This is a genomic window from Nocardioides sp. Soil777 (genome assembly GCF_001428425.1).
Taxonomy (GTDB): domain Bacteria; phylum Actinomycetota; class Actinomycetes; order Propionibacteriales; family Nocardioidaceae; genus Nocardioides; species Nocardioides terrigena.
In genome coordinates, this window is the sequence record NZ_LMSN01000002.1 from 69,578 (window position 1) to 93,751 (window position 24,174).

The 24,174-nt window shown below is 72.4% G+C and carries 23 protein-coding genes; 13 read left to right on the forward strand and 10 right to left on the reverse strand.

Going from position 1 to position 24,174, the window contains the following annotated elements:
• Window positions 1–47: 47 nt before the first annotated feature.
• Window positions 48–1,553, forward strand: coding sequence for an amino acid permease (locus ASG88_RS03940; protein WP_056886130.1), 1,506 nt, complete (start codon window positions 48–50; stop codon window positions 1,551–1,553).
• A gap of 41 nt (window positions 1,554–1,594) precedes the next feature.
• Here ASG88_RS03940 and ASG88_RS03945 read toward each other — a convergent pair whose 3' ends face one another.
• From ASG88_RS03945 to ASG88_RS03960, 4 genes are all read right to left on the reverse strand, one after another.
• The gene (locus ASG88_RS03945) at window positions 1,595–2,773 is read right to left on the reverse strand and encodes a hypothetical protein (protein ID WP_056886131.1); all 1,179 of its coding nucleotides are present in this window, start codon (window positions 2,771–2,773) and stop codon (window positions 1,595–1,597) included.
• Complete coding sequence (locus tag ASG88_RS03950; protein ID WP_082599877.1) at window positions 2,770–3,321, reverse strand: SigE family RNA polymerase sigma factor; 552 nt, start codon at window positions 3,319–3,321, stop codon at window positions 2,770–2,772. The genes ASG88_RS03945 and ASG88_RS03950 overlap by 4 nt, the downstream gene beginning before the upstream one ends.
• A 138-nt stretch (window positions 3,322–3,459) precedes the next feature.
• Window positions 3,460–5,562, reverse strand: coding sequence for a 3-hydroxyacyl-CoA dehydrogenase NAD-binding domain-containing protein (locus ASG88_RS03955; protein ID WP_056886132.1), 2,103 nt, complete (start codon window positions 5,560–5,562; stop codon window positions 3,460–3,462).
• Window positions 5,559–6,782 carry a thiolase family protein gene (locus ASG88_RS03960; protein ID WP_056886133.1) on the reverse strand — a complete coding sequence of 408 codons (1,224 nt, stop codon included), beginning with the start codon at window positions 6,780–6,782 and terminating at the stop codon, window positions 5,559–5,561. The genes ASG88_RS03955 and ASG88_RS03960 overlap by 4 nt, the downstream gene beginning before the upstream one ends.
• Window positions 6,783–6,912: 130 nt before the next feature.
• On the opposite strand from ASG88_RS03960, the gene ASG88_RS03965 reads away from it, so the two are divergent.
• Window positions 6,913–7,839 carry a PAC2 family protein gene (locus tag ASG88_RS03965; RefSeq protein WP_056886134.1) on the forward strand — a complete coding sequence of 309 codons (927 nt, stop codon included), beginning with the start codon at window positions 6,913–6,915 and terminating at the stop codon, window positions 7,837–7,839.
• Window positions 7,839–8,699 carry an acyl-CoA thioesterase gene (locus tag ASG88_RS03970; protein WP_056886135.1) on the forward strand — a complete coding sequence of 287 codons (861 nt, stop codon included), beginning with the start codon at window positions 7,839–7,841 and terminating at the stop codon, window positions 8,697–8,699. Before ASG88_RS03965 ends, ASG88_RS03970 begins: the two co-directional genes overlap by 1 nt.
• 67 nt (window positions 8,700–8,766) lie before the next feature.
• Here ASG88_RS03970 and ASG88_RS03975 read toward each other — a convergent pair whose 3' ends face one another.
• Together ASG88_RS03975 and ASG88_RS03980 are read right to left on the reverse strand one after the other, a co-directional pair.
• Window positions 8,767–9,651 (reverse strand): MaoC family dehydratase, encoded by an 885-nt coding sequence (locus ASG88_RS03975; RefSeq protein ID WP_056886136.1) that lies wholly within the window; start codon window positions 9,649–9,651, stop codon window positions 8,767–8,769.
• Window position 9,652: 1 nt separating this feature from the next.
• Entirely contained in the window at window positions 9,653–10,987 is a 1,335-nt protein-coding gene (locus ASG88_RS03980; RefSeq protein ID WP_056886137.1) for a 3-oxoacyl-ACP reductase, read from the reverse strand.
• A gap of 146 nt (window positions 10,988–11,133) precedes the next feature.
• On the opposite strand from ASG88_RS03980, the gene ASG88_RS03985 reads away from it, so the two are divergent.
• Window positions 11,134–12,429, forward strand: coding sequence for an acetyl-CoA C-acetyltransferase (locus tag ASG88_RS03985; protein WP_056886138.1), 1,296 nt, complete (start codon window positions 11,134–11,136; stop codon window positions 12,427–12,429).
• A gap of 21 nt (window positions 12,430–12,450) precedes the next feature.
• Here ASG88_RS03985 and ASG88_RS03990 read toward each other — a convergent pair whose 3' ends face one another.
• Complete coding sequence (locus ASG88_RS03990; protein ID WP_056886139.1) at window positions 12,451–13,053, reverse strand: class I SAM-dependent methyltransferase; 603 nt, start codon at window positions 13,051–13,053, stop codon at window positions 12,451–12,453.
• A gap of 148 nt (window positions 13,054–13,201) precedes the next feature.
• On the opposite strand from ASG88_RS03990, the gene pyrR reads away from it, so the two are divergent.
• The 7 genes from pyrR (at window position 13,202) to ASG88_RS04025 (ending at window position 18,068) form a co-directional block, all read left to right on the forward strand.
• Window positions 13,202–13,732 carry a bifunctional pyr operon transcriptional regulator/uracil phosphoribosyltransferase PyrR gene (pyrR, locus tag ASG88_RS03995; RefSeq protein WP_056886140.1) on the forward strand — a complete coding sequence of 177 codons (531 nt, stop codon included), beginning with the start codon at window positions 13,202–13,204 and terminating at the stop codon, window positions 13,730–13,732.
• On the forward strand, window positions 13,729–14,655 hold the full coding sequence (locus ASG88_RS04000) for an aspartate carbamoyltransferase catalytic subunit (RefSeq protein WP_056886141.1): 927 nt from the start codon (window positions 13,729–13,731) through the stop codon (window positions 14,653–14,655). The genes pyrR and ASG88_RS04000 overlap by 4 nt, the downstream gene beginning before the upstream one ends.
• Window positions 14,655–15,920 carry a dihydroorotase gene (locus ASG88_RS04005; protein WP_056886142.1) on the forward strand — a complete coding sequence of 422 codons (1,266 nt, stop codon included), beginning with the start codon at window positions 14,655–14,657 and terminating at the stop codon, window positions 15,918–15,920. The genes ASG88_RS04000 and ASG88_RS04005 overlap by 1 nt, the downstream gene beginning before the upstream one ends.
• 11 nt (window positions 15,921–15,931) lie before the next feature.
• A complete protein-coding gene (locus ASG88_RS04010; RefSeq protein ID WP_235534716.1) occupies window positions 15,932–16,477 on the forward strand; it encodes a cysteine hydrolase family protein in 546 nt (181 codons plus the stop codon).
• Window positions 16,478–16,583: 106 nt separating this feature from the next.
• Window positions 16,584–17,198: a pyridoxamine 5'-phosphate oxidase family protein gene (locus ASG88_RS04015; protein WP_056886143.1), complete on the forward strand. Its 615-nt coding sequence runs from the start codon at window positions 16,584–16,586 to the stop codon at window positions 17,196–17,198.
• Window positions 17,198–17,611 (forward strand): VOC family protein, encoded by a 414-nt coding sequence (locus ASG88_RS04020; RefSeq protein WP_235534717.1) that lies wholly within the window; start codon window positions 17,198–17,200, stop codon window positions 17,609–17,611. The genes ASG88_RS04015 and ASG88_RS04020 overlap by 1 nt, the downstream gene beginning before the upstream one ends.
• Window positions 17,612–17,621: 10 nt before the next feature.
• On the forward strand, window positions 17,622–18,068 hold the full coding sequence (locus tag ASG88_RS04025) for a hypothetical protein (protein ID WP_056886144.1): 447 nt from the start codon (window positions 17,622–17,624) through the stop codon (window positions 18,066–18,068).
• Between the two features lie 2 nt (window positions 18,069–18,070).
• Here ASG88_RS04025 and ASG88_RS04030 read toward each other — a convergent pair whose 3' ends face one another.
• Both ASG88_RS04030 and ASG88_RS04035 read right to left on the reverse strand, forming a co-directional pair.
• Window positions 18,071–19,300 carry an acetyl-CoA hydrolase/transferase family protein gene (locus ASG88_RS04030; RefSeq protein ID WP_056886145.1) on the reverse strand — a complete coding sequence of 410 codons (1,230 nt, stop codon included), beginning with the start codon at window positions 19,298–19,300 and terminating at the stop codon, window positions 18,071–18,073.
• A 12-nt stretch (window positions 19,301–19,312) separates the two neighbouring features.
• Window positions 19,313–20,413: a DNA glycosylase AlkZ-like family protein gene (locus tag ASG88_RS04035; RefSeq protein WP_056886146.1), complete on the reverse strand. Its 1,101-nt coding sequence runs from the start codon at window positions 20,411–20,413 to the stop codon at window positions 19,313–19,315.
• A 147-nt stretch (window positions 20,414–20,560) separates the two neighbouring features.
• On the opposite strand from ASG88_RS04035, the gene ASG88_RS04040 reads away from it, so the two are divergent.
• Complete coding sequence (locus ASG88_RS04040; protein WP_056886147.1) at window positions 20,561–22,174, forward strand: ABC-F family ATP-binding cassette domain-containing protein; 1,614 nt, start codon at window positions 20,561–20,563, stop codon at window positions 22,172–22,174.
• A gap of 6 nt (window positions 22,175–22,180) precedes the next feature.
• On the opposite strand, the gene ASG88_RS04045 is transcribed toward ASG88_RS04040, so the two are convergent.
• Window positions 22,181–22,831 carry a DUF3060 domain-containing protein gene (locus tag ASG88_RS04045; RefSeq protein WP_056886148.1) on the reverse strand — a complete coding sequence of 217 codons (651 nt, stop codon included), beginning with the start codon at window positions 22,829–22,831 and terminating at the stop codon, window positions 22,181–22,183.
• 194 nt (window positions 22,832–23,025) lie between these two features.
• Here ASG88_RS04045 and carA point away from each other — a divergent pair, with 194 nt between their 5' ends.
• Window positions 23,026–24,174 (forward strand): glutamine-hydrolyzing carbamoyl-phosphate synthase small subunit, encoded by a 1,149-nt coding sequence (gene carA, locus ASG88_RS04050; RefSeq protein ID WP_056886149.1) that lies wholly within the window; start codon window positions 23,026–23,028, stop codon window positions 24,172–24,174.

Sequence of the window (24,174 nt, forward strand, 5' to 3'; positions counted from 1 at the left end):
CGTACGAGTGACTCGCCAGTAGCAGCGTGCGGGGATAGGTTGCCCGGATGAGCAGTCTCTTCCGGACGAAGTCAGTCGAGCAGTCCATCGCCGAGACCGAGGAACCGGAGCACCGGCTCAAGAAGAACCTCGGCCTCCTCGACCTGGTCATCTTCGGTGTCGGGGTGATCATCGGAGCCGGGATCTTCGTGGTCACCGGGACGGTCGCGAAGACCAACGCGGGACCCGCGATCACCATCTCGTTCGTGATCGCCGGTCTCGCCTGCGCACTGGCAGCGCTCTGCTACGCGGAGTTCGCCTCCACCGTCCCCGTGGCCGGCAGCGCCTACACCTTCAGCTACGCGACCTTCGGCGAGCTCATCGCGTGGATCATCGGCTGGGACCTCGTCCTGGAGTTCACGATCGGCTCGGCGGCCCTGGCGACCAGCTTCTCGGGCTACTTCCAGGAGGTCTTCGAGGGGACGTTCCTCGAGGTGCCGTCCTCGTTGGGCTCCGCCGCCGAGGGTGTGGTCGACCTGCCTGCGGTGGTCATCTCGCTGCTGATGATGACGGTGCTCATCGTCGGCATCAAGCTCTCCAGCAGGATCAACCAGGTGGTCGTGGCCATCAAGCTCCTCGTGGTCGGCGCGGTCATCGTCTTCGGCATCTCCCACATCGACACCGACAACTACTCCCCGTTCATCCCGGAGTCGCGCCCCGCGCCCGAGGGCAGCGGCGGGTTCATGGACCAGACGCTGATCAGCTGGATGCTCGGCATCGACCCGGCGGTCTACGGCATCGCAGGCGTGATCGCCGGCGCCTCGATCGTGTTCTTCGCCTTCATCGGCTTCGACATCGTGGCCACCACCGCCGAGGAGACCCTCAACCCGCAGCGCGACGTGCCCCGAGGCATCCTGATCTCCCTCGTGGTCGTGACCGTGCTCTACATGGCCGTCAGCCTGGTCGTCACGGGGATGCAGAAGTACTCCGACATCGACGAGAACGACGCGGCCCCCCTCGCCACGGCCTTCGACGCCGTGGGCATGGAGTGGATGGGCCGCCTCATCGCCATCGGTGCCTGCATCGGGCTGATCGTCGTCGTCATGATCCTGATGCTGGGTCAGACCCGCGTCGGCTTCGCGATGGCCCGCGACGGGCTGCTCCCGCGGGGCCTGGCGAAGGTCCACCCGAAGTTCGGCACGCCCTACATCTTCACCGCCATCACCGGCGTCGCGGTCGCGGTGATCAGCGGCTTCGTCGACCTCGCCACCCTGGTCAACCTGGTCAGCATCGGGACGCTGTTCGCCTTCGTCCTGGTCAGCGTCGGCGTGGTCGTCCTGCGTCGCAAGCGCCCCGACCTGCCCCGCTCGTTCCGTACGCCCGCGGTGACGTTGGTCGCCGGCCTCTCGGTGCTGCTGTGCGTCTACCTGATGCTCAACCTGACCGGTGGTACGTGGGTGCGGTTCCTGGTCTGGATGGCCATCGGACTGGTCGTCTACTTCACCTACGGGCGCACCCACAGCCGGCTTGCCCGTGCCGAGCAGGCGGAGCGGGCCGAGACCCCGCGGGTCTGACCAGCCAGCGGCGGGCCGCTGGCCCGGCTGGGAGTACACCGTCAGGGCGACATCCAGCCGGTGGCGGGGACGAGATCGTCCGGGACCCCGCGCACCACCACGGTGCAGTCGCCCGTGCTCGCCTCGCACGACAGCAGGTCCTCGCGTGCGGAGTCGGCGGTGTACGAACCGGCCCATGCAGCGAAGGTGTCCGCGTCCAGCCACTGGTAGGCCGTGACGCTGTCGACGCCCCGTGGTGCGACGGAGGTCCAGCTGTCTCCGGAGACCTCACCGACCACGGTCGTGTCGTAGGAGGGAAGGTCGCGGCGGCGCGAGACCCGGTCGTAGAGCACGGCGCGGCGACCGTCGGGCGAGAGCCGCCCGCCCACCCCCGGCAGGCTGCGTGTGTCCTGCAGGTCGGGTCCGACGCGGAGCTCCTCCACCTGGACCATGGTCGTCGACCCGTCGGTCTCCCGTGGCTCGAACGCGCGCGCCACCTGCAGGACCTGGCCGTCCCGGACGTCCAGCACCTGCACCTCGACCCCGTCGGGAGCAGCGAGGAGCGCGGGGTCCTCGCCGTCGAGGGCGTTCCAGGTCATCACGCCTCGGGCGTCGGTGACGTAGACGGTCCGTCCGTCCACGGCCGCGACGTGGGCGCCGGCTCCGCCGATCCGTCCCGCATCGTCCCGGGAGACGGGCTCACCCGGGAGCTCGGCCACCGGGACGTCGACGCGATCGCCCGTGGCGAGGTCGAGGACGCTCAGCGTGCCTGCACCGGCGGCGTCGACCCAGGCGACGACGTCGTCGTCGGACACGAGCCGGCCACGATCAGTCTCGGCGAGCTGACCGACCTGCGTGGACTCGCCGTCCACCACGGTGTGCACGCGACCCTGCCGGTCGGCCACGACGTAGCCGCTCACCCCCTGCACGAGCGCACTGATCCGCACATCGGTCTCGACGGTGCGCGACCCGTCGTGGATGGTGCTGCCGACGGCGTACGCGAGGTCGTACGACACCACGGGGGCCGAGACCTCGGGGTCGCGAGTGACGTCGGACAGCAGGGCGGGAAGGGTGATGCCGGCGGCGATCACGAGCGACGCCGCGACGAGGCCGACGAGGCCGACGACGCGGCGCCGGCCCGCCCGGTGGTCGCCGTCGCGGACCATCGCGGCCACGTCCAGGTCGGGTGCGTCGAGGGAGTCGGCGCGGTCGTGCATGACGTCCGTGAGGAGTCCGGTCATCGGGTCACCACCATCAGGTCGCGGGGGAGCAGCTCGAGGTGCTCACCGCCGTGGGCGTCGAGGGTCTTGCGGAGGGAGGCCAGACCGGCGTGCACCTGGCTCTTCACGGTGCCGACGGCGCAGCCGAGCGCCGCGGCGGTCTGGGCCTCGGTGAGGTCCTCGTAGTAGCGCAGCACGATGGCCGCGCGCTGGCGCGGCGGCAAGGCCTGCAGCGCCGTCCACACCCACTCGCGCCGGGCGACGTCGTCGGCCATCGCGTCGGCGCGGGCCTCGGTGGAGACCTCGGGGATCGCGTCGCTCGGGCGCTCCTGCCACGACTTGCGGCGGTACCAGGAGATCGCGGTCGTGGTGATGACCTTGCGGGTGTAGGCCTCTGCCTTCGAGGGGTCCCGCAGCGTCGGCCACGCGACGTACGTCCTGGTGAGGGCCTCCTGGAGGAGGTCCTGGGCGAGCTGGCGCTCGCCGACCATGAGGTACGCCGAGCGGTGCAGAGCGGCGGACCGGGCGGCGACGAACTCGGCGAAGGCCGCCGGATCGCGTCGTGGCATCAGTGCTCCCGACAGTGGTGGGTGGGTGTCACCTGTCCTGACGAGCCGACTGTGCCAAAAGGTTCGGCGCCACGAGGGACGAACGCGCGAGGGCGCCCGACCGGAGTGGTCGGACGCCCTTGCGGTTGGGTCAGTGGGTCAGTGGAAGCGCTTGCCGTTGACCTTCTCGGAGATGCCCGCGATGTCGAGCAGCATGGTGAGGCCGCCGTTCCAGAACGAGAAGCCGGCACCGGTGATCATCGCCAGGTCGAGGTCCTCGGGTGCGGCGACGACGCCCTCGTCGAGCATCAGCTGCGCCTCCTGGGCCAGGCCTGCGAGGACGCGCTCGCGCACCTCGGGCGCCGTCAGCACGACGGGCGACTCCGGCTTCTCCAGCAGGGCCTCGACCTCGGGGTCGATCGACAGGTCGGGGGCGTAGTAGGAGCCCTTCTTGGCCGCCACCACGCGCTCGAGCGCGGGGGAGACGTAGAAGCGCTCCGGGAACGCCCGGTGCAGCGTCTCGTTGTTGTGCAGCGCGATCGCCGGGCCGACGAGCGAGAGCAGCATGAAGGGCGGCATCGGGGCGACCCCCGCGAAGGCGCCGTCCGCGACGGTCACCGGGGTGCCCTCGTCGACGATCCGGCCGACCTCGCCCATGAAGCGGCCGAGGAGGCGGTTGACGATGAAGGACGGGCTGTCCTTGACCAGGATGGTCGTCTTCTTGAGCGCCTTGCCGGTGGCGAATGCCGTGGCCAGCGTGGCGTCGTCGGTCTGCTCGCCCCGGACGATCTCGAGCAGCGGCATCACAGCGACCGGGTTGAAGAAGTGGAAGCCCACGACCCGCTCGGGGTGCTCGAGGTCGGCGGCCATCTCGGTGATCGACAGCGACGAGGTGTTGGTCGCCAGCACGCACTCGGCCGACACGACCTTCTCCACGTCGGCGAAGACGGACTTCTTGACCGACATCTCCTCGAAGACGGCCTCGATGACGAAGTCGGCGTCACCGAACGCGACCTGCTTGTCGGTCGCACCGGTGACCAGGGCCTTGTGGCGGTTGGCCTTGTCCTGGTTGTAACCGCGGCCCTTGGCGAGCAGCTTGTCGATCTCGGCGTGCACGTAGGCGACGCCCTTGTCGGCGCGCTCCTGGTCGAGGTCGGTGAGGACCACGGGCACCTCGAGGCGGCGTACGAACAGCAGCGCGAGCTGGCTGGCCATCAGGCCGGCACCGACGATCCCGACCTTGGTGACCGGACGGGCCAGGGCCTTGTCCGGCGCGCCCGCGGGGCGCTTGGCCCGCTTCTGCACGAGGTCGAAGGCGTAGAGGCTGGCGATCAGCTCCGGCGTCCGGGACATCGCCTCGAGGGCGTCGTCCTCGGCCGCGAAGCCCGCGTCACGGTCGGCGTCCCGGGCGCCGGCGATCAGCTCGACGGCCTTGCGCGCGGCCGGGGAGGCCCCGCCGGTCTTGGACTGCACGATGCCCTCGGCGCGCGCGACGGCGGCGTCCCAGGCGTCCCTGTCGACCTCGGGACGCTCCACGGTGACCTTCCCCGCCAGCACGTCGGCCGCCCAGAGCAGCGACTGCTCGAGGAAGTCGGCGCCGCCGAAGACGGCGTCGGCGAGCCCGAAGTCGTACGCCGCCCGGCCGCCCAGCGTCTTGCCGTTGTTGAGCGGGTTCTCGAGGATCAGCGTGACGGCCTTGTCGGCACCGACGAGCTTCGGCACGAGGTAGGCGCCGCCCCAGCCGGGGACCAGGCCGAGCATGACCTCGGGCAGGCCCAGGGCCGGCGCGGAGTCCATGACGGTGCGGTAGGTGCAGTGCAGGGCGACCTCGAGGCCACCACCGAGCGCGAGCCCGTTGATGAAGCCGAAGGACGGCTTGCCGCCCTCGCCCAGCTTGCGGAAGACCGCGTGCCCGAGCTCGGCCACGACGCGCACCGCATCGGGGCCACCACCCTGGATGGAGGTGAGGTCGGCGCCGGCGGCCAGGATGAACGGCTTGCCGGTCACGCCGATGGCGGTGACCGTGTGGTCGGCGAGCGCCTCGTCGATGGCGGCGTTGAGCGCCAGCAGCGAGCGGGGACCGAAGGTGTTGGGCCTGGTGTGGTCCTCGCCGTTGTCGAGGGTGATCAGGCCGATCGTGGCGGCGGTGCCGTCGACGGGCGGCAGGGTGACCTTGCGCAGGTGGGCGGCGGTCACGCGCTCGGCGTCGGAGGAGATCTCCTCGGCGCGGGCGAGGAGGGCGGAGATGTCGGGGGTGCTCACTTGCTGTCTCCGTTCGAGTCGGTGGTGTCGGCGCCGGTCCAGTGCGGGTTCTCCCAGATCACGGTGCCGCCCATGCCGATGCCGATGCACATGGTGGTGAGTCCGTAGCGGACCTCGGGGCGCTCCTCGAACTGGCGGGCGAGCTGGGTCATCAGGCGCACGCCGGACGAGGCCAGCGGGTGGCCCATGGCGATGGCCCCGCCGTAGGGGTTGACGCGGGTGTCGTCGTCGGCGATGCCGAAGTGCTCGAGGAAGGCGAGCACCTGGACGGCGAACGCCTCGTTGACCTCGAAGGCCTGGATGTCGTCGATGGTCAGGCCCGCCTGCGACAGGGCCTTCTCGGTGGCCGGGATCGGACCGGCGCCCATGACCTCGGGCTCGACGCCGACGAAGGAGAAGGACACCAGGCGCATCCGGACCGGGAGGCCGAGCTCGCGCGCGGTCTCCTCGTCGGCCAGCAGCGCCGCGGTGGCGCCGTCGTTGATGCCCGCGGCGTTGCCGGCGGTCACCTTGCCGTGGGCGCGGAACGGGGTCTTGAGGCCCGCCAGCGTCTCCATCGTGGTCTCGGGTCGCATCGGCTCGTCGCTCGTCGCGAGGCCCCAGCCGGCGTCGGCGGAGCGGGTCGCGACCGGGACGAGGTCGCGCTGCAGCGAGCCCGCGTCGTACGCCGCCTTGGTCTTCTGCTGGGAGCGCACGGCGTAGGTGTCGACGCGCTCCTTGGTGATCGAGGGGTAGCGGTCGTGGAGGTTCTCCGCGGTCTTGCCCATCACGAGCGCGTCGGGATTGACGATCCGCTCGGAGAGGATCCGCGGGTTGGGGTCGACGCCCTCACCCATCGGGTGGCGGCCCATGTGCTCGACGCCACCGGCGATGGCGACGTCGTAGGCGCCGAAGGCGATGCCGGAGGCGGTGGTGGTGACCGCAGTCATCGCACCCGCGCACATCCGGTCGATGGCGAAGCCGGGGACGCTCTGGGGCAGGCCGGCCAGCAGGGCGGCGGTGCGCCCGATGGTCAGGCCCTGGTCGCCGATCTGGGTGGTCGCGGCGATGGCCACCTCGTCGACCCGCTCGGGCGGCAGGGACGGGTTGCGACGCAGGAGGTCGCGGATGCACTTGATGACGAGGTCGTCGGCACGCGTCTCGGCGTACTGGCCCTTGGCCTTGCCGAACGGGGTGCGCACGCCGTCGACGAAGACGACCTCTCGCAGCTGACGGGGCACGGGTTCTCCTGGTCGTGTGGGGATGGGGGAGAGGGGTGGAGCGGGCGCCACGTTACCCCTCGGTAACAAGATCGTGTCAGCAACTCGGGTGTGTGCCCGCTCACGCCGCGGTCCTCACTAGGCTGGGGGCATGTCAGAACCCTCCCGGCTGGTGCACATCGTCGACGACGTCGAGGGGGTCGTCGACCCCGGCGGGCTCACGATGGTGGTCGTGCTCACCGGCTTCCTCGACGCGGGCCAGTCCGCGGAGGTCGCCGCCCGTCACCTCCGGTCGCTGTCGGAGGGTCGCGTCGTCGCCACCTTCGACGTCGACGCCCTCCACGACTACCGCGCCCGGCGGCCGCCCGTCGCCTTCGTCCGCGACCACTACGAGGGCTACGAGGCGCCGCGCCTGGTCGTCCGCGCGCTCGAGGACGCCGGCGGCCAGCCCTACCTCCTCCTCACGGGCCCCGAGCCGGACATTCGCTGGGAGGGCTTCGCCCGCGCCGTGCGCGAGGTCGTCGAGCGCTTCGACGTACGCCGCGTGGTCAGCCTGGGCGCCGTCCCGATGGCCGTCCCGCACACGCGCCCGATCGCGGTCACCCCGCACGCCAACCGGGCCGAGCTGCTGACCGGGGAGAGCCCGTGGCGCGGCGAGCTCCGGGTGCCCTCGAGCGCCCAGTCCCTGCTGGAGATCCGGCTGGGCGAGTGGGGCCACGACGCCCTCGGCTACGTCGTGCACATCCCGCACTACCTCGCCCAGATGGAGTACCCGCAGGCCGCGACCGTGCTGCTCGAGCAGCTCGAGCTCGGCGGCCACCTCGCCTTCGACCTCGCCGACCTGCGGGAGGCTTCCGAGATCACCGAGACCGAGATCGAGCGCTACCTCTCCTCGCACGACGAGGTCAACGAGGTCGTGCACGGCCTCGAGCGGCAGTACGACGCGTTCCGCGACGCCGAGGAGTCCGGCAGCTCGCTGCTGGCGGCCGACCAGCCGTTGCCGACCGGTGAGGAGATCGGCGAGCAGTTCGAGCAGTTCCTCGCCGGGCTCGACGACGAGAAGGGGGAGGAGCGCTGATGGCCGGCTCAGCCGAGGAGCTCGTCTCCCTGCTCGTGCTCGAGGAGCTCGACGTCGACCTCTTCCGGGGGATGCAGGCCGACACCTCGCGCCAGCGCGTCTTCGGTGGCCAGGTGGCCGCGCAGTCCGTGGTGGCCGCCAACCGCAGCGTCGACGACGCCTTCGTCATGCATTCGCTGCACTCCTACTTCCTGCGCCCCGGTGACCCGGCCGTGCCGATCATCTACGACGTCGAGCGCATCCGCGACGGCCGCTCCTTCGCCACCCGGCGGGTGATGGCCCGCCAGCACGGCCGGCCGATCTACTACCTGACCGCCAACTTCCAGAAGCCGGAGGACGGCTTCGAGCACCAGGACCGGATGCCGGACGTGGTCGGACCCGACCGGGGCGTCCGGATGGCCGACCTGGCGGGACAGCGAGGCCCCGAGGCCGCCCAGGAGTGGGAGCGGGAGTGGTCGGCGCTCGACGTGCGCTACCTCGGGACGTCCGCGATGGGCCTGCCCGAGGACCCCGAGCACCCGGCCCGCGCCCAGCTGTGGATCCGGATCGCCGGCGACCTCGACGACGACCCGCTGACCCACCAGGCGGCCTTCACCTACGCCAGCGACCTGACCCTGCTCGGGGCCGCCCTCGTCCCGCACGGGGTCAACTTCGGGACGCCTGGCATGCAGATGGCGTCGCTGGACCACACCGTGTGGTTCCACCGGCCGTTCCGGGCCGACCGCTGGTGGCTCTACGACCAGGTGTCGCCCACCGCGGTGGGCGGGCGTGGGCTCGCCACCGCACGGGTCTTCACCGAGGACGGCACCCTGGTGGCGACGGTCGCGCAGGAGGGCCTGATCCGCCACCACGCGCGTTGAGCGCGGGACCCGGACGACGGCCATCAGGTTCCGGCGCCCCCGCCGCTGAGCGGGCCGCCGGACCGGCTCAGGCCGGCGTGGCCCGGCCGAGCAGGTGCGGCGAGCCGTCCCGGGGATCGCGCAGGGCGAACGTGTGCACGCCGCCCTCCGCGGTGTCCGCGAACGCGACCGTCCCCGGCAGCAGGACCGGCCTCTTGAAGGCCGCCTCCACCGTGATCGCGTCGGGGAGCCGGTTCTCGATGGCGGCCACCGACCGCGCCAGGGTCCACATGCCGTGCGCGATCTGACGCGGGAACCCCAGGGCCCTCGCGGTCAGCGGGTGCAGGTGGATGGGGTTGAAGTCGCCGGAGACGCCGGCGTACCGGCGTCCCAGGTCGGCGGGCAGCCGCCACTCGAGACCTCCCGAGGGGGCGCCCTCGACCACGAGGCCGCCGGCCGCGTCGTCGTCGCCACGTCCGCGGCGCAGGTATGTCGACGTGGACTCCCAGGCGGTCTCCCCGGCCGAGGTGACGGTGGTGACGAAGTCGACCAGCGTGCCCTTGGCGTGCGGCCGCGGGGCGCCCACCGAGGTCTGGAGGTCAAGCATCTCCCCGACGCCGATCGCCCTGTGCGCGGTGATCGAGTTCTCGAGGTGGACGGTCCCGATCGCGGGGTAGGGGAACGCGGGGTCGCTCATGATCGCCATGTGCAGGCCGAAGGCGAGCAGGTGCGGGTAGGGCAGCGGGACGGTGTCCTTGCGCGGGAACCCGCACACCGCGGCGTACGCGTCGACGTGAGGTCGCCGCACCTCGACGCCCTCGCGCGCGAAGGCCAGCCCGGCGAACGCCGAGGCGGGCGCCTTGCGGACGCCGGGCAGCAGGTTGAGACCCGGTACGCCGGGCAGCGCGGCGCGCAGCAGGGGGCCGACCCCGCCGGGCTCGCCCGTGAGGACCGTGGGCTCGGGGGCGGTCACGTCAGGCGCCCAGCATCATCTGGCCGCACACCCGCACGACGTTGCCGTTGACGGCGGTGGAGCCGGGGCTGGCGTACCACGCGATCGTCTCGGCCACGTCGACCGGCAGGCCGCCCTGGCTCAGCGCGTTGAGGCGCTGGCCGATCTCGCGGGTCGCGAAGGGCACGGCGGCGGTCATCGCGGTGATGATGAAGCCGGGTGCGACGGCGTTGACGGTGATCCCGTTGTCGAGGTCGTCGGCGAGGCTGTCGACGAGGCCGAGCACCCCGGCCTTGGACGCGGCGTAGTTGGTCTGGCCGACGTTGCCCGCGATCCCGGCGATCGAGGCGACGCCGATGATCCGGCCGTTGTCGTGCACCACGCCCTCCTCGAGCAGCACCCGGGTGATCTGCTCGGGGGCGGTGAGGTTGACCGCGATGACGCTCTCCCAGCGGTCGGCGGCCATGTTGGCGAGCTTCTTGTCGCGGGTGATGCCCGCGTTGTGCACGACCACGTCGACGCCGCCGTGCTCGGTGCGCAGGTGGTGCGCGATCCGCTGGGGCGCGTCCCTGGCGGTGATGTCGAGGACGAGGTGGTCGCCGTCGAGCTCGCGCATCAGGGCCTGGAGCTCGCTGGCCGCCTGCGGCACGTCGACGCCGACGACGGTGGCGCCGTCGCGGTGGAGCACCCGGGCGATCTGCTCGCCGATGCCGCGGCTGGCCCCGGTCACCAGGGCGACCTTGCCGTCCAGCGGGCGCGTCCAGTCGGCCACGGGCCCGGCGGTCGTCGCGCCGTGGGCTCCGATCCGCACCACCTGGCCGGAGACGTAGGCCGACTTGGGGGAGAGGAGGAAGGCGAGGGTGGACGCGATCGCGTCGTCGGCGCCCTCGGTCACGTGGACCAGCTGGACGGTGCCGCCTCGTCCGATCTCCTTGCCGAGCGACCGGGTGAAGCCCTCGAGGGCCCGCTGGGCGACACGCTCGCTGCCCGTGACGGACTCCGGCGTGGTCCCCAGCACCACGACGCGTGGGCAGGTCTCGAGGCTGCGCATGAGGGGGGTGAAGAACTGCTGGAGCGCGACCAGGCCCGAGGGGTCGGTGATGCCGGTCGCGTCGAAGACGAGGGCCTTGTGGCGCTCGCCGTCGGCGGTGGCCGTGGTCGAGGCGATGCCCAGGGAGTCGAGGAGGGCGGGGAGTCCCGCCGCCAGGCGCCCGGCCCCGCCGACCACGACGGTGCCGGTCACGAGGGGGGCGCCGTCGGCGTAGCGCTCCAGGCGGGTGGGGCTGGGCAGTCCCAGGTTCTTGGCGAGGATCTTGCCGATCGGCGAGGAGACGAAGCCCTGGTAGCGGTCGCTCATGGCGTGAGGTCCTCCGGATGACGTGGGGTGGGGGTGCTGCGCGTGCCGCTCCCATGTGTAACGCCACGTGTAACTGGGCGTCCACATTTCGTGACGTGGCCCTCATCGGATTCCCTCGACGAGGGTCGGGGGTCAAGGATAGGAGGATGACCTCCTCCATCCGCCGCGTCGCCGTCCTCGGCGGCAACCGCATCCCGTTCGCCCGGTCCAACACGGTCTACGCCGACGCCTCCAACCAGGAGATGCTGACGGCGGCCATCGACGGGCTGGTGGCCCGCTTCGGGCTCGAGGGGGAGCGGCTCGGGGAGGTCGTCGCCGGCGCGGTGCTCAAGCACGCCCGCGACTTCAACCTGACCCGCGAGTCGGTGCTCGGCTCGAGGCTGTCCGCCGAGACTCCCGCCACCGACATCCAGGAGGCGTGCGGCACCGGCCTCCAGGCGGCGATCCAGGTCGCCAGCAAGATCGCCCTCGGCCAGATCGACGTCGGGATCGCCGGTGGCACCGACACCACGTCGGACGCGCCCGTCGCGATCAGCGACAAGCTGCGCAAGAAGCTCATGAAGGTCAACGCGGCCCGGGACACCAAGGGCAAGCTGACGGCGCTGGGGCAGATCCGCCCCGGGGACATCGGCCTGGAGATCCCGCAGAACGGCGAGCCCCGCACCAGGCTGTCCATGGGCGAGCACGCCGCCCTTACCGCGCTGGAGTGGCGGATCACCCGCGAGGCCCAGGACGAGCTGGCCGCCTCGTCGCACCACAAGATGGCGGCGGCGTACGACCGCGGGTTCTTCGACGACCAGATCACCCCGTTCCGCGGGGTGGAGCGGGACAACAACCTGCGGGCCGACTCCACCGTGGAGAAGCTCTCCACCCTCAAGCCGGTCTTCGGCAGGGGCGAGGCGGCCACCATGACGGCCGGCAACAGCACCCCGCTCAGCGACGGTGCGTCCGTCGTCCTGCTCGCCTCCGAGGACTGGGCGAAGGAGCACGACCTCCCGGTCCTCGCGTGGTTCGTCGACCACGAGACGGCCGCCGTCGACTACGTCAACGGCCACGAGGGCCTGCTGATGGCCCCGGCGTACGCCGTCCCGCGGATGCTCGCGCGCCACGGCCTGTCGCTCCAGGACTTCGACTACTACGAGATCCACGAGGCGTTCGCCTCGCAGGTGCTCTCGACGCTGGCCGCCTGGGAGGACCCGGTGTTCTGCAAGGAGCGCCTCGGCCTCGACGAGCCGCTGGGCGCGATCGACCGCGACAAGCTCAACGTCAACGGCTCGTCGCTGGCCGCCGCGCACCCGTTCGCCGCGACCGGCGGACGGATCATCAACACCCTGGCGCACATCCTCGACGAGAGGGCTGCGGCGACGGGCGAGGGCGGTCGCGGGCTCATCTCGATCTGTGCCGCCGGCGGCCAGGGCGTCGTCGCGATCCTGGAGCGCTGAACCCGGCGGTCGGGCGTCCGGTCAGCTCCGGCGCAGGCGGTACCACGTCGGTGAGGACCCGCGTTGTCCCCGCGACATCCCACTGGTGTCCGCCGGGGCGGCGCTGACGACGGTCCAGCCGGCGTAGGCCCGCTCGACGTCCTCCTGCGACGCACCTCGGGACCGCACCGGAGAGCGCTGGGGGCTCGTCGACATCAGCAGCATCGTCGCGTCGGGCGCGGCCAGCTGGGTCACACCGGCGGCCACCAGGGCCCGGTCGTCGTCGCTGAGCCCCTCGAAGCAGCCCACGTCGAGCACGAGGGAGAAGTCCGAGCCGATCCCGGAGTGCACGAGGTGGCGGACGTCGCCGACGACGAACCGGGTGTCGGCGACGCCGGTGCGGCGTACGGCGATGTCGACTGCCTGTCGGACGTTGTCGATGCCGACGGCGTCCCAGCCGCGCTCGACGAGGTGTCCGGTGCGCTCACCCGTGCCGCAGCCGAGGTCGAGGGCCCGGCCCAGCTGCGGCCCGCGCTCGCTCTCCTCGAGCTCGAGCATGACGTCGAAGGAGGCACGACTCTCACGTCCGGCCCTCTTCCACGGGGTGAAGCCCCACCAGTAGGCAGCGGAGTAGCCGACGCTCATGTTCAGTTCCTGACGTTGGACCGGCGACAGCCGGTTGCTCTCGACAGTACTCCCGACGCCGGCTGGTAGGGTCGGCGCCGATTCATCCCCCTGCAGTGACATCCTTTAATGAGCCGTCCCGTGAGGCGGAGAAGGAGGTCCTGGCCGCATGGCCGACCCTCGCATCGTGCTCGACTCCGGTGACATCGCCCGGGCGTTGACCCGCATCTCCCACGAGATCCTCGAGCGCAACAAGGGCGCCGCCGACCTCGTCCTGCTCGGCCTCCACACCCGCGGCGTGCCACTGGCCCGCCGGATCGGTGAGCGCATCACCAGCGTCGAGGGGGTCGCGGTCGCCGTCGGCGAGCTCGACGTCACGATGTATCGCGACGACCTGCGCAAGCAGCCGACGCGGCGCTCGCACAAGACCGAGATCCCGCCCGGCGGCATCGACGACAAGGTCGTGGTGCTGGTCGACGACGTGCTGTTCTCCGGTCGGACGATCCGGGCGGCCCTCGACGCGCTCGCCGACCTGGGGCGACCCTCCGCCGTACGCCTCGCCGTGCTGGTGGATCGCGGGCACCGTGAGCTGCCCATCCGTGCCGACCATGTCGGCAAGAACCTCCCCAGCGCCCGCAGCGAGCGCGTCAGCGTGCGACTGGCCGAGGTCGACGAGATCGACGAGGTGACGATCGCGTGAAGCACCTGCTCTCCATCGACGACCTGTCCGTCGACGCCATCGCCGAGATCTTCGAGACCGCCGCCGACATGCACGACGTCCAGCGCCGCGAGGTCAAGAAGCTCCCGGCCCTGCGCGGTCGCACGGTGATCAACATGTTCTTCGAGGACTCGACGCGCACCCGCTCGAGCTTCGAGATCGCCGGCAAGTGGCTCTCCGCCGACGTCATCAACATCTCCGCCAAGGGCTCCAGCGCGTCCAAGGGCGAGAGCCTGCGCGACACCGTCCTCACCGTCTGCGCCATGGGCGTCGACGGCCTGGTGATCCGCCACCCCGCCTCCGGTGCCGCGCACCAGGTGAGCCAGTGGGTCGACGCCGTGGTCGTCAACGCCGGCGACGGGATGCACGAGCACCCGACCCAGGCGCTGCTCGACGCCTACACGCTCCAGCGTCGGATGGGGTCGCTCGAGGGACGCCACATCGTCCTGGTGGGGGACCTGACGCACAGCCGGGTCTTCCGGTCCAACGTCCTGTGCCTCACCAAGCTCGGCGCCCGGGTCACCGTGGTCGCCCCGCCCACCCTGATGCCCAGCGGCATCGCCGCGTGGTCGGCGTCGGCGGGCTTCGAGACGTCGTACGACCTCGACGCCGTGCTCCCCGAGGCCGACGCGGTGATGATGCTGCGCGTCCAGCGCGAGCGGATGTCGGGCGGCTACTTCCCCAGCGCGCGGGAGTACACCGTCGGCTACGGCCTCACCCGCGACCGGCTCGCCACCCTCAAGCCCGACGCCCCGATCTGCCACCCCGGCCCGATGAACCGCGGCCTCGAGATCGCCGCCGACGCCGCGGACGCCGCGCAGTCGGTCGTCCTCGAGCAGGTGTCGAGCGGCCTGGCCGTCCGCATGTCCGTGCTCTACCACTTGCTTGCCGGAGAGGAGTCCTGATGGGTCTGGTGATCACCGGCGCCTCGTTGCTGGGGGAGAGGACCGGGGACCTGTACGTCGACGACGCGGGCCTGCTCGTGGACGAGGCGCCCGCGGGGGCCGAGGTCCTCGACGCCGACGGCCTCGTCGCGCTGCCCGGGCTCGTCGACCTGCACACCCACCTGCGCGAGCCGGGCCGGGAGGACGCCGAGACGATCCTCACCGGGTCGCGGGCGGCCGCGGTCGGCGGCTACACCGCCGTGCTGGCGATGGCCAACACCTCCCCGGTCACCGACACCGCCGAGGCCGCCCTGCGCGTCCTCGAGCTCGGTCGCGAGGCCGGCCTCGTCGACGTGCAGCCGGTCGGCGCCGTCACCCGCGGGCTCGGCGGCGAGGAGCTCGCCGAGCTCGGGCTGATGGCGCGCTCGCGAGCCCGGGTGCGGGTGTTCTCCGACGACGGCAAGTGCGTCCACGACGCCCGGGTGATGCGTCGCGCGCTGGAGTACGTCAAGGCGTTCGGCGGGGTCATCTCTCAACACGCCCAGGACCCGACGCTCGCCGGCCCGGCGTCCTGCTGCCACGAGGGCGAGCTGTCCGGACGTCTCGGGCTGCCCGGCTGGCCGGGCATCGCCGAGGAGGTCATCGTGGCCCGCGACGTGATGCTCGCGCGCCACACCGGCTCGCGCGTCCACGTCGCCCACGCCTCCACCGCAGGCACCGTCGAGGTGCTGCGGTGGGCCAAGTCGCAGGGCATCGACGTCACGGCCGAGGTCACGCCGCACCACCTGCTGCTCACCACCGACCTGCTCGCCGGCTACGACCCGACGTACAAGGTCAACCCGCCCCTGCGTCCCCAGGAGGACGTCGACGCGCTGCGCGAGGCGCTGGTCGACGGCACGATCGACGCCGTCGCCACCGACCACGCCCCGCACGCCCGGCACGACAAGGAGCACGCGTTCACCGACGCGGCGTTCGGGATGCTCGGGCTCGAGACGGCGCTGGGTGTCGTCCGCACGGCGCTCCCGGAGATGTCGTGGGCGCGGGTCGCGCAGGTCATGTCGACCACCCCGGCCCGCATCGCCGGGCTGGCCGACCACGGCTCGCTCGCCCTGGGCACCCCCGCCCACGTGACCCTGGTGGACCCGTCCGCCGCGGTCACCGTGGACCGGGCGGACTCGGTGTCGCTCTCGCGCAACAACCCGTGGCACGGGCGCTCGCTGACGTCGAAGGTCGTGCACACCGTGTACGCCGGGCGGCTGACCGTGCGCGACGGCTCCCTGGTCTGATCGGGGGACCGGTGGGGACCGCGGTGCTCGTCATCGACGTGCAGCGCGCCCTCGTGGAGCCGCCGCACGACGTCGTGGACGCCGACGGCCTGGTCACCCGGCTGGGTCGACTGCTCGATCGCGCCCGGAGCGCCGGCGTACTCGTCATCCACGTCCAGGACGACGGCGACGCGGATCCCTCGATCGAGCGAGGCACTCCGGGCTGGGAGCTGGTCCTCCCCGTCCCCGACGGGGACGTCGTCGTGGCCAAGACCGGGGACGACGCGTTCGACGGGACCGGTCTCCACGCCCTCCTCACCTCCCGCGGCGTGGACACCGTCGTGGTGGTGGGCATCCAGTCCGAGATGTGCGTCCTCGCCACGGCTCGTACGGCCCAGTCCCGCGGGTTCGAGGTCGTGCTGCCTCGCGGCGGGCACACGACGTACGACGTCCCGGCGGACCCGCCCGAGGTGCCCGCGGTCCCGGCCGCCCACGTGGCGCGCGTGGTCGAGTGGGCGCTGGGGGACCAGGTCCGGCTGCCGGAGATCGACAAGCTGGACTGGGCACGCGACCGCTGACCATCGGACGGACCGAACGACCCCGCACCTCGACGCGCCACGCCTGAGGTCCGCTGGACCGGACACGTTCGGTCCGTCCGGCCGCGCAGCGATCTAGGCTCGGTGCATGGAGATCACCACCGTCGACCAGCTCGAGGCGATCGTCGGTCTGCCGACCGGGCTGGCGGTGACCAAGGAGCGCGACGCGCTCACCGACATCGACCGGGCCTGGCTGGCGGCGACGCCGTTCTGCGTGCTGGCCACCTCGGACGACGAGGGACGCCGCGACGCGAGCCCCAAGGGCGACCCGCCCGGGCAGCTGGTCCACGTGGTCGACGAGCACACGATCGCGATCGCGGAGCGGCCGGGCAACCGGCGGGTCGACGGCTACCGCAACGTGCTGGCCAACCCGCACGTCGGCCTCACCTTCCTCATCCCCGGTCGCGGCGACACCCTGCGGATCAACGGGCGGGCCCGCCTGGTCGACGACGCGGCGTACTTCGACGCCATGGCGGTCCGGGGCAAGCGGCCGATCCTCGCCCTCGAGGTCGAGATCGAGACGGTCTTCTTCCACTGCGCCAAGGCGTTGCTGCGCTCGGGGCTGTGGGACCCCGAGTCGTGGGAGCCCGGGTCCGTCCCGCGCCGGGCCGTCATCGCCCACGAGCTCGAGCACTCGCCGCGCACGCTGGAGGACCTCGACGACTACTACCGGCCGGACAACTACGGCAAGGGCCTGTACTGATGTCCCACCCGCAGCTCCTGCACACGGTCCTCGACGCCGTCGACGTACGCCGCGAGGCCGAGTTCTGGCGCGAGCTGCTCGGGCTGGTCTACCGGGCCGGGGACGAGGTGCCCGACGGACACGGAGCCGTCGACGACCTCGAATGGCTGGTCCTCACCCATGCCGACGGCCGTCGGGCCCTGGCCTTCCAGCAGGTGGCCGAGCAGGCCCGGTCCACCTGGCCCGACCAGCAGGTCCCCATGCAGCTCCACCTCGACCTCACCGTGCCCGGCGTCGACGAGCTGGCCGAGCAGCACGCCCGCGCCCTCGCGCTCGGTGCCACGGTCCTGCTCGACCGCACCGACGACGCGGACGAGCCGCTCTACGTCTACGCCGACCCGGAGGGTCATCCCTTCTGCATCTTCGTCGCCTGAGGAGGCCGCCATGACCACGCCGTACGACGTCCCGCTGGGGGACGGGGCGGGCAGCTACGCGTTCCGGCTGCTGCCCGACGACCACTTCGACGAGGGCGCGTCGACCGTGGCGGTGGACGCCGCGGCGTCGGGTCGGGCCGTCCTCGTGTCCTACACGTGGGTCCATCCCGTCGACGGCCCCCAGAGCGGGACGCTGCTCCTCGGCGTCCCGGGGGAGGACGGGGCGGTCAGCGCGGCCTGGGTCGACAGCTGGCACCAGCGCGACGTCGTCGCCCTCACCGGGACGGGCACGGCCACCGGGGCGGTGGTCGCCTACGAGTACGCACCCGGCTGGACCTGGGAGATCGAGGTGGCGGTCGTCGACGGGGGCCTGACGATGGTCATGCGCAACGGGGTGCCCGAGGGCGACGACGGCCCGGCCGCACGGTACGACGCGATGCGCGGCACCTGGTTCTGACGTCACGCCAGCCCGAGCGCCGACGCCTCCTCCCGGAGGTCGTCGCGGACGCTCGGGTGGGCGGCGTGATCGATGAGGTGGCGCGCCTGGGTGCGCTCGTCGCGGCCCCACATCCACGCGATGCCCTGCTCGGTGACGACCGCCGTGTGCTGGAAGGACGTCACCGGCTCGTCCACCAGAGGCACGATCGTCGAGACGTCGGCCCGGGGGTGCCAGCTCCGCAGGGCCAGGAACGCCTGCCCGCCCCGGGAGTGGCTCGCACCGACGGTGAAGTCCGTCTGGCCGCCGAAGCCCGAGTGGATCCGGGCGCCGATGCGCGACGCGTTGGCCTGGTCGAAGAGGTCGACCTGGAGCGCGGTGTTGACCGAGGTCATCCGCGGCTGCCGGGCGATCACCGCGGGGGCGTTGGTCACCTCGGTCCGGGACATCCGCACCCGGGGGTTGCTGTCGATCCACGCGTACAGCTCGTCGCTGCCGAAGACGAACGACGTGGTCAGCGGCACGTCCGGGTCGAGCGAGCCGGCCCGCTCCAGCGCCAGCACCCCGTCGCTGAACATCTCGGTCCAGACCCGCAGGCCGCGCCGCCCGGAGACCTCGGCGACGGTCGCGTCGGGGACCTCGCCGATCCCGGCCTGCAGGGTGGAACCGTCGCCGACCTGGGCGGCCACGAGGGCGCCGATCGTCCGGGCGTCGTCCCCCGGAGCCGTGGGCAGGTGGGTCCGCAGGGGCACGTCGACCTCGACGCCCAGGTCGATGTCCGCGACGTCCACCTCGGCGTCGCCGAAGGTCCACGGCATCCGCGGGTTGAGCTGCGCGACCACCAGCGCGCCGCGCGCCCGGGCCGCCTCGATCGCGGCGGGCAGGACGTTGACCTCCACCCCGAGCGACACCCGGCCCCGGTGTGGGGTCGTGGTGTGCACCACGACGACGTCCGGGGGGAGCGGTCCGTGGAAGAGCCGCGGCACCATCGAGAGGCGGCACGGGACGTAGGAGAGGCGGGGGTGCCGGCGGAACCCGGGACCCACGAACGTCGTCTCCGGCACCACGCCGTCGTGCAGCGGCAGGTCGGGCTGCGCGTTGAGCGCGTGGAGGCGCGCGGACGGCAGCTCGGCCAGGACGGCGGCGAGCACGGTGACCGGTGAGGCGAAGTTGCCGCTGGTGACGATCCTGGGCTGGAGGAGGCCGAGGGCGGACACCGCTCGGGCCGCTCCCTCGATGGACTCGGTGCGCATGGACCCAGAGTGTCAGGAACGCTCGACGACCAGTCCCGACCAGCGACCCAGGGACCCGATCTCGTCGTCCACCGCGGAGCGCAGCGCCCTGCTCCACCGCCCGTCCTCGTGGACGGCGTCGACGCGCAGCACCCCGTCGGCCCGGTCGGCCGTGGCGTCCACCTTGCCGACCAGTGCGTCACCGTGGAGGACTGGCAGCGCCCAGTAGCCCCAGCGTCGCTTCGCTGCCGGCTTGTACATCTCGAGCGCGTAGTCGAACTCGAACAGGTCGGCCATCCGCCTGCGGTCGAACACCAGCCGGTCGAGCGGGGACAGCAGCGCCGTCCGACCCTCGAACGCGTCGAGGTCGGAGAGGTACGCCGGGTCGACCCGCCACGTGCCGCGGAGTCCCTCGACGCGCGCCTCCTCGCCGACGGGGCCGACGTCGTTGGGCTCGCCGGGGGAGACGGTGGTGCGCGCCCGCGCGATGCCCAGCGCGCGCAGGCGCCGTTCGCCGCGGATGCGGAACGCCTCCGCGAGGGGCACGACGGGTTCGTCGGGGTAGACCCGCTCGGCGAGGTCCCACAGCTTGTCGCGGCCCTCCGCGCCGGCCACGGCGACCTCGCCGCGCTGCACCATCATGTCGAGGAGCCTGCGGACGTTGCGGTCGTCGTTCCACCCGCTCGACCGCCACGGCACCAGCGTGGTGTCCGGGAGGACCCGCGCGGTGCACGGCCCCTCGTCGTACAGCTGGGCGAGGATGTCGCGCCGGGTGTCGTCGTTGGCCTCCACCCAGCCGGCCAGCGCGACCTGCCACTCCGCGAGCTCGCCGACGCCCGGCCAGACGGCCATCTCGGCGCGGTGGAGGGCGAGGTCCTCCGCCGGGCGGAGCATCGAGTGCAGCTCCACGAGCGAGCCGTCCGCCACCAGATCCTCCAGCATCGACGTCCGGTACGACGCCCCGAGGCGCGACCACGCAACCACGTGCGCGCTCGGGGCCACGGCCGCCGTCGGCTCGACCTGCAGGAGCGAGAGGTGGCGCACCACCGCCAGCAGGTCGCTGGGCCGGTCGGCGTCGAGGAGCTGGGCGCGGACCGCGATCCGACGCGCCTGCTCGCGGGTGAGCTCGTGCACGCCAAGACCATAAACGGGTGGCAGGACGAGGAGCGTCCGGATAGCGTCGCCCCATCATGTGGATCCCGGCCTGACCTGACTCGCGCCCGCGGCTGCAGCCCCTCACGGGGCGCCCGGCGAGTCACCGCACTGTGCGAAGGCCCGCCCATGTCACTCCAGCCCCTCGTCGTCCGCGACCTCTCCGTCTCGTACGCCGCCCGCCCCGTGCTCTCGGGAATCGACCTGCTCGCGCAGCCCGGCCGCCGCATCGGCCTGGTGGGCGAGAACGGCGTCGGCAAGACCACGCTGCTGCGTGCGGTCGCCGGGCGCCTGCCGGCGTCCGCCACGGTCACCGGCTCGGTCGAGCGCCCCGACGACCTCGTGGTCCTCGGCCAGGAGCCGCCGTTCCCGGACGCCGCCACCATCGCCGACGTGCTCGTCCGGACCCTCGCCCCGCTGCGCCGGGCGGTCGCCGACGTCGAGCGGCTGGCGGCCGCCCTCGGCGACCCCGCGCCCGACCGGGACGCGTCGGCCGCGGCGTACGACCGGGTCCTCGAGTGGGCGCTGGCGCACGACGCGTGGGACGCCGACCGGCGCGCCGAGGTGGCGGCCGCCCGGCTCGGCCTGGCCGACCTCGATCCGGGACGGAGGGTGGGGGCGCTGTCGGGCGGCCAGCGCACCCGGCTGGCCCTGGCCACGATCATGACGACGCGGCCGACCTGCCTGCTCCTCGACGAGCCGACCAACCACCTCGACGACGCGGCACTGGAGGTGCTGACCGGCTTCCTCGCGGACCTGCCCGGGGTCGTGCTGTTCACCAGCCACGACCGGGTCTTCCTCGACGACGTCGCCACCGACCTCGTCGACCTCGACCCGAGCGCGTTCGGCACCGACGGCGAGGGCGGACGCCGCTTCGGTGGCGGCTGGACGGCCTTCGAGGAGCACCGCCGCGACGCCCGACGGCGCTGGGAGGAGGCGTACGCTGCGCAGCAGGAGGAGCTCGACACGCTGCGGGCCGCGACCCGGATCGGCACCGGAGCGATCGCCCACGGCCGCGGGCCGACCGACAACGACAAGTTCGTCCACGCCTTCAAGGGATCCCGCGTCGACCGCACCCTGGCCCGGCGCAAGAAGGACGCCGGCCGCCGGCTCGAGGTCGCCGAGCGCGACCAGGTGCGCAAGCCACCCGCGCCGCTGCGCTTCGGGGGTCGGCTCACCGCGAGAGGCCACACCGACCGGCTCGTGCTCGTGCGTGACCTCGTCGTCGACGGGCGGCTTCAGCTCGACCGCCTCGACGTGCACGCCGGTGAGCACCTGCTCGTGAGCGGCGGCAACGGTGCCGGGAAGTCGACCCTCCTGGGTGTCCTCGCCGGCCGGGTGGCACCCGACCGGGGCACCGCCCAGGTGGGCGCACGCACCGTGGCGGAGCTGGCCCAGGACGTCGTGTTCGCGGAGCCCGGTCGCAGCGCGCGGGCGACGTACGACGCCCTGGCCGGCGGCGACGCGCCACCGCTGCGCGAGCTCGGCCTGCTCCACCCGCGGGACCACGCGCGTCCCGTGGGGGCGCTGTCGGTCGGGCAGCGCCGGCGACTGGGCCTGGCGGTCGCCGTGGCCGGCGGGCCGGACCTGCTGCTCCTCGACGAGCCGACCAACCACGTGTCCCTGGCGCTCGCCGGCGAGCTGGAGGAGGCGATCGGCACGAGTGCCGGCACCGTCGTGGTGGCCAGCCACGACCGCTGGCTGCGGCGGCGGTGGCAGGGGAGCGGGTTGGTGCTGGGGTGAGGCGCGTCAGCGCCGGCGGGGCACGGTGATCGCGTTGCCGGTGCCCGTGACGCGCATCCGGGGGCGCGTGCGGGTGACCTCGACGGTGTTGTCGTCGCCGCGGACCCGCAGCCGGTCGAGGCGGCGGTGGGTGACGGTGTTGGCGTCCCCGACGACCTTCGTCGTGAAGCCACGACGCGCGGTGAGGACGTTGCCCGACCCGCGCAGCACGACGTCGTGGACGCGGTCGGCGGCCACGGACACACCGGTCGTGGTGACGCGTACCTGCTCGACCAGACCGGTCGAGGAGACGGTGGAGCGGGGGCCGGAGACGAGCAGGGACTCGGCGGAGGTGACGTCGAGACGGCTGTCGGCACCGGTGACGACCACCTCGCCCTGCGACTTCGCGGTGACCCGGTTGCGCTCGCCGGTGACGACGAGGTGGGTGGCGGTCGGCATCGTGACGACCGCGTCGTCGGCCGTGACGCGCACGGTCCCGCACACGCCCTCCACGACGTAGGTGGTGTCGTCCCACGCCAGTACCAGGCCGTCCTCGCCCTCGAGCGCGCAGTTGACCGGGATCGTCGGTCCGGCGTGGGCCGGGACGGTGGTGCCCAGCGGTCCGAGCACGGCAGAGGCGAGGACGGCGCCGGTGGCGACGAGGGCGGTGCGGATCAACGAGGGCTCCGTACGGTCGGGGGGCTGCCACAGGGATAGGCATACCGCGGGTATGTCCTCACCCTGCCCTGCGCCGGGACGGGTTGCCCAGAGCGTGGTGCGTGGTCTCGGACACACGTCCGTCGCTGGTAGGGTCACCGACGCAGAAACATCCTTTAACGATCCGTCCTGTGAGGCGGAGAAGGAGGTCGGCGTTGCCTGTACGCGCGCCCGCACTGCTCGTCCTCGAGGACGGGCGCACCTTCCGAGGCGATGCCTTCGGAGCCGAAGGTGAGACCTTCGGTGAGGCGGTGTTCTCCACCGGCATGACCGGTTACCAGGAGACCCTCACCGATCCCAGCTACCACCGCCAGGTCGTCGTCATGACGGCCCCGCACGTCGGCAACACCGGCATGAACGACGAGGACCCCGAGTCCTCGCGGATCTGGGTCGCCGGCTACGTCGTCCGCGACCCCGCCCGGGTCCCGAGCAGCTGGCGTTCGCAGCGCACGCTCGACGACTCGCTGCGCGACCAGGGCGTCGTCGGCATCTCCGGCGTCGACACCCGCGCGCTCACCCGCCACCTGCGGGAGCGTGGGGCGATGCGGGTCGGGATCTCCACGACGGAGACGGATCCAGCGGCCCTGCTCCAGCGGGTGCGCGACTCGGCCGAGATGCGGGGGTCCAACCTGAGCGAGGCCGTCTCCACGCAGGAGGCGTACGTCGTCCCGGCCGTCGGCGACAAGCGCTTCACCGTCGCGGCGATCGACCTCGGCATCAAGGCCAACACCCCGCGGATGATGAGCGAGCGCGGCATCGAGGTGCACGTGCTCCCCGCCACCGCCTCGATCGACGAGGTCGTGGCCACCGGCGCCGACGGGTTGTTCTTCTCCAACGGCCCCGGCGACCCGGCGGCCACCACGGCCCAGGTCGACCTGCTCCGGGCGGCGCTCGACCGCGGCCTGCCCTACTTCGGCATCTGCTTCGGCAACCAGCTCTTCGGCCGGGCGCTCGGCTTCGGCACCTACAAGCTGACCTACGGCCACCGCGGCATCAACCAGCCGGTGATGGACCGCACCACCGGCAAGGTCGAGGTCACCGCGCACAACCACGGCTTCGCGGTCGACGCACCCCTCGAGGGCAGCACCACCACGCCGTACGGCGAGGCGACGGTCAGCCACGTCTGCCTCAACGACGACGTGGTCGAGGGCCTCGAGCTGCGCTCGCCCGAGGGCGACCTGCTCAGCTTCTCGGTGCAGTACCACCCGGAGGCCGCGGCCGGCCCGCACGACGCGGCGTACCTCTTCGACCGCTTCAACGACCTCATGGGGTCTCGCTCGACCAACGACGGGAAGGGAGCCTGA

Excerpts from the sequence above, each read along its gene's own strand:
- ASG88_RS03940 (WP_056886130.1), top strand. The coding sequence starts at position 48 with ATGAGCAGTCTCTTCCGGACGAAGTCAGTCGAGCAGTCCATCGCCGAG.
- ASG88_RS03945 (WP_056886131.1), bottom strand. The coding sequence starts at position 2,773 with ATGACCGGACTCCTCACGGACGTCATGCACGACCGCGCCGACTCCCTC.
- ASG88_RS03950 (WP_082599877.1), bottom strand. The coding sequence starts at position 3,321 with ATGCCACGACGCGATCCGGCGGCCTTCGCCGAGTTCGTCGCCGCCCGG.
- ASG88_RS03965 (WP_056886134.1), top strand. The coding sequence starts at position 6,913 with ATGTCAGAACCCTCCCGGCTGGTGCACATCGTCGACGACGTCGAGGGG.
- ASG88_RS03970 (WP_056886135.1), top strand. The coding sequence starts at position 7,839 with ATGGCCGGCTCAGCCGAGGAGCTCGTCTCCCTGCTCGTGCTCGAGGAG.
- ASG88_RS03980 (WP_056886137.1), bottom strand. The coding sequence starts at position 10,987 with ATGAGCGACCGCTACCAGGGCTTCGTCTCCTCGCCGATCGGCAAGATC.
- ASG88_RS03985 (WP_056886138.1), top strand. The coding sequence starts at position 11,134 with ATGACCTCCTCCATCCGCCGCGTCGCCGTCCTCGGCGGCAACCGCATC.
- ASG88_RS03990 (WP_056886139.1), bottom strand. The coding sequence starts at position 13,053 with ATGAGCGTCGGCTACTCCGCTGCCTACTGGTGGGGCTTCACCCCGTGG.
- pyrR (WP_056886140.1), top strand. The coding sequence starts at position 13,202 with ATGGCCGACCCTCGCATCGTGCTCGACTCCGGTGACATCGCCCGGGCG.
- ASG88_RS04005 (WP_056886142.1), top strand. The coding sequence starts at position 14,655 with ATGGGTCTGGTGATCACCGGCGCCTCGTTGCTGGGGGAGAGGACCGGG.
- ASG88_RS04015 (WP_056886143.1), top strand. The coding sequence starts at position 16,584 with ATGGAGATCACCACCGTCGACCAGCTCGAGGCGATCGTCGGTCTGCCG.
- ASG88_RS04020 (WP_235534717.1), top strand. The coding sequence starts at position 17,198 with ATGTCCCACCCGCAGCTCCTGCACACGGTCCTCGACGCCGTCGACGTA.
- ASG88_RS04025 (WP_056886144.1), top strand. The coding sequence starts at position 17,622 with ATGACCACGCCGTACGACGTCCCGCTGGGGGACGGGGCGGGCAGCTAC.
- ASG88_RS04030 (WP_056886145.1), bottom strand. The coding sequence starts at position 19,300 with ATGCGCACCGAGTCCATCGAGGGAGCGGCCCGAGCGGTGTCCGCCCTC.
- ASG88_RS04040 (WP_056886147.1), top strand. The coding sequence starts at position 20,561 with ATGTCACTCCAGCCCCTCGTCGTCCGCGACCTCTCCGTCTCGTACGCC.